The following is a 3,059-nucleotide window of genomic DNA, read 5'->3' as shown; positions in this document are numbered from 1 at the left end:
CTTGTTATTGTTCTTTGCGCGCCCGGGTTGTTTCTGTCGTGCGTCCGGGGACGGGTTTATAGTGCGGGCGGGGTGGGACAGCGGTGGTTGAGGTGAAGCCCTCCGAGATTGAAATCGTTGCACAGATCGAAATGACCGTGGATCACCAGCCGGTCGTGAAATCCCTGTGGGATCGCTTCGATCACGCGGCGGATGTCATTGCGCGAAGCCTCCGGATGGCGCAGATGGACTTTGTCCCAGCCGGCCTCAAGGAGGGCGCGGACTGCGGTCGCTTCGCGGAGTTCGTCGTCAAGTCGCTCAGGTGTGATTGCTATCCTTATCATGCGGAGAGGTTCTCGTCTAAGTTTTTCCTGCGGGTTGGTCAGTCACATGTCGGCTGTCAGCCTCCGTAAAACGCTTTTATGATGACAATATCGTCATTCTCTGAGAGCTTGTGCGATTGTCTCAGCACGGCCGGAATGACTTTCCCGTTGACGGCTGTGGCGATCCCCTGCGGTTTGATTTCCTTGGCGTCGAGCGCGTCCTGGAGCGATGCGCCCTCCGGAAGGCTGATGACTACTTGGTTGACTTTGACTGTCATGGTCGTTGCTTTTATTTTTGCTGCGTTTTGGGGTTGAAATTCTTTAGACGGCGAGGGGAGAAGAAATGATTGACCGGACCGTGGCCGCGGCCTGTCGTGATCCAGGATCCGGCCTCAAGCGCATGTGTCACATATAATTTGGCCATGCCGACGGCTTCCTTCAGCTGGTAGCCGAGTGCGAGATATGACGCGATTGCCGATGACAGTGTGCATCCGGTTCCGTGGGAATTTTTTGTGTCGACGGCATCTGCTTTCAGTTCGATTGTCTCGCCGGTGGCGCTGAGGTGCAGAATGTCGACTTTGATGTCTGTCCGGTCGGTGTCGCCCCCTTTTATGAGGATGTTGCGGCAGCCGAGCCGGCGCAGTGATTCGATCTGCTCTGCGGTGTCCGACGATCCGGTCAGGGCCTTGGTCTCCATCTGATTTGGGGTGACAAGTTCTGCCAGAGGGAAAATGCGCTTCGTCAGGACTTCAACGGCATCTTTTTCGAGCAGCATGGAGCCGGATGTCGATACCATCACCGGGTCTACGATCAGATTTTGCGGACGGTAGTGCTCAAGACGCTCTGCGACTGCGCTTGCGGCTTCCGCATTGCACAGCATTCCGACCTTGATGGCAAGCGGGGGAATGTCGGTCATGACCATGTCGATCTGGTCGGCGACAACTTCAGGGCTGACCGGCATGATGGAGCGGACTCCGGTGGTGTTCTGGGCTGTGATGGAGGTTATCGCCGACATGGCATAACAACCGATGGCCGACATCGTCTTGATGTCAGCCTGAATTCCGGCACCTCCGGAAGAGTCTGAGCCAGCGATTGTAAGAGTTGGATAGTATGTTCTCATCGCGCTTTATTCTGTGTTAGTCTGACCCCGTATGCCCTGAAATCACGTTTCGGATTTCCGGCAGTCCCTGTGGGCCGGCTGAGGATTTTCTGTCCGTCATGCAACAGACTGACAAAGCGGTTGAGGCAAAGTCAAGAGCAATCCCTTCGGCGGTACTAACCGCATCAGGTTCAGAGGGTATTATCTCAGCGGCATCAATCTGAAGTCCGCACCCCTTTGTCGCCGCAAAGTTAGGGTTTTATTCGTGATTTTCCAAATAAAAAAGTCGCCGATGTGTCGCTAACAGATCACATCGGCGATGTTTGCTGTCAGAGGCCGTTTTTTCAACGGACACTGAAATTTTTCGGTTTGTTTTTCGCGGTTCGGAGTTCCGGATTATTTCACGATGCCTTTTTCGAGATATTCGGCAAGGTTGGTGCGGACCTGTTCTCCGGCGCGCTCAATAGCTACTTTCGCCATATCGGCATCTACCATGAGGTTGACGAGCTGTTCGAACGATGTCTTCTTTGACGGATCCCATCCGAGCTGCTTGCGGGCTTTGGTCGGGTCGCCCCAGAGGTTTACAACGTCGGTCGGACGGTAGAAGTCGGGAGAAACTTCAATGACTACCTTTCCGGTCTTCACGTCAATGCCCTTTTCATCGGCGCCTTCGCCTTCGAAGCGGAGTTCGATGCCTGCGCGGCGGAATGCGTAGAGGCAGAATTCGCGGACTGAGTGCTGTTCGCCGGTAGCGATCACATAGTCCTCAGGCTTCTCCTGCTGGAGAATGAGCCACATACATTCCACATAGTCTTTTGCGTAGCCCCAGTCACGGAGCGACGAGAGGTTGCCGAGGTAGAGTTTTTCCTGCTTCCCCTGAGCGATACGGGCGGCAGCGAGTGTGATCTTGCGGGTCACGAAAGTCTCGCCGCGGCGTTCTGATTCGTGGTTGAAGAGGATACCTGAACAGCAATACATGTTGTAGGCTTCGCGATATTCCTTGATGATCCAGAATCCGTAGAGCTTGGCTACCGCATAGGGAGAATAGGGGTGGAAGGGTGTCTTTTCATTCTGAGGCACTTCCTCAACCTTGCCGTAAAGCTCGGAGGTTGAGGCCTGATAGATGCGGCAGGTCTCGGCCAGTCCGCTGAGGCGCACGGCTTCAAGGATACGGAGAACTCCGGTTGCGTCTACGTCGGCTGTGAACTCAGGAGAGTCGAAAGATACCTGGACGTGGCTCTGGGCGGCAAGATTGTAGATTTCGTCCGGACGTACTTTGGAAACAACTTGCAGAATTGACATCGAGTCGCCCAGATCGGCGTAGTGAAGGTGAAAGTTGGGCTGACCTTCGAGGTGGGCGATGCGTTCGCGGAAGTCTACTGACGAGCGGCGGATGGTGCCGTGTACATCATATCCTTTTTCCAAAAGGAATTCAGCCAGAAACGAACCATCCTGGCCGGTAATACCTGTAATAAGTGCAGTTTTCATTATATTTGTTACAGCTACTAAGTGAAATATTGAGCCGCAAAGATAAGGAAAAACTGCGATATCTGAAAGGATATTTTTCTGAAATTTAGGGATATAAGAGGTTGTTTAAAAACAAGAGTTAAAATCTGAGTGGTGTATCTTTTAGATAAATTGTTGTAAATGAGAAAGGA

4 protein-coding genes and 1 riboswitch are annotated in these 3,059 nt (G+C 53.1%); all 4 genes read right to left on the bottom strand.

Annotated elements, in window-relative coordinates:
* Window positions 1-56: 56 nt before the first annotated feature.
* The 4 genes from K2H17_RS07395 to gmd all read right to left on the bottom strand — a co-directional run bounded on the left by K2H17_RS07395 (window position 57) and on the right by gmd (window position 2,889).
* Window positions 57-323 carry a thiamine phosphate synthase gene (locus K2H17_RS07395; protein ID WP_300133246.1) on the bottom strand — a complete coding sequence of 89 codons (267 nt, stop codon included), beginning with the start codon at window positions 321-323 and terminating at the stop codon, window positions 57-59.
* A 56-nt stretch (window positions 324-379) separates the two neighbouring features.
* Window positions 380-580 carry a sulfur carrier protein ThiS gene (gene thiS, locus K2H17_RS07390; protein ID WP_300133244.1) on the bottom strand — a complete coding sequence of 67 codons (201 nt, stop codon included), beginning with the start codon at window positions 578-580 and terminating at the stop codon, window positions 380-382.
* An 11-nt stretch (window positions 581-591) separates the two neighbouring features.
* Window positions 592-1,422: a bifunctional hydroxymethylpyrimidine kinase/phosphomethylpyrimidine kinase gene (gene thiD, locus K2H17_RS07385; RefSeq protein ID WP_300133242.1), complete on the bottom strand. Its 831-nt coding sequence runs from the start codon at window positions 1,420-1,422 to the stop codon at window positions 592-594.
* A 124-nt stretch (window positions 1,423-1,546) separates the two neighbouring features.
* Window positions 1,547-1,648: riboswitch (TPP riboswitch) on the bottom strand.
* Window positions 1,649-1,797: 149 nt separating this feature from the next.
* Complete coding sequence (gmd, locus tag K2H17_RS07380; protein ID WP_300133240.1) at window positions 1,798-2,889, bottom strand: GDP-mannose 4,6-dehydratase; 1,092 nt, start codon at window positions 2,887-2,889, stop codon at window positions 1,798-1,800.
* Between the last annotated feature and the right edge of the window lie 170 nt (window positions 2,890-3,059).

Source organism: Duncaniella sp. (assembly GCF_029054785.1).
In the GTDB taxonomy this organism is placed as follows: domain Bacteria; phylum Bacteroidota; class Bacteroidia; order Bacteroidales; family Muribaculaceae; genus Duncaniella.
Note: the sequence above shows the minus strand (reverse complement) of the source record. Positions and strands in the feature narration are given on the sequence as shown.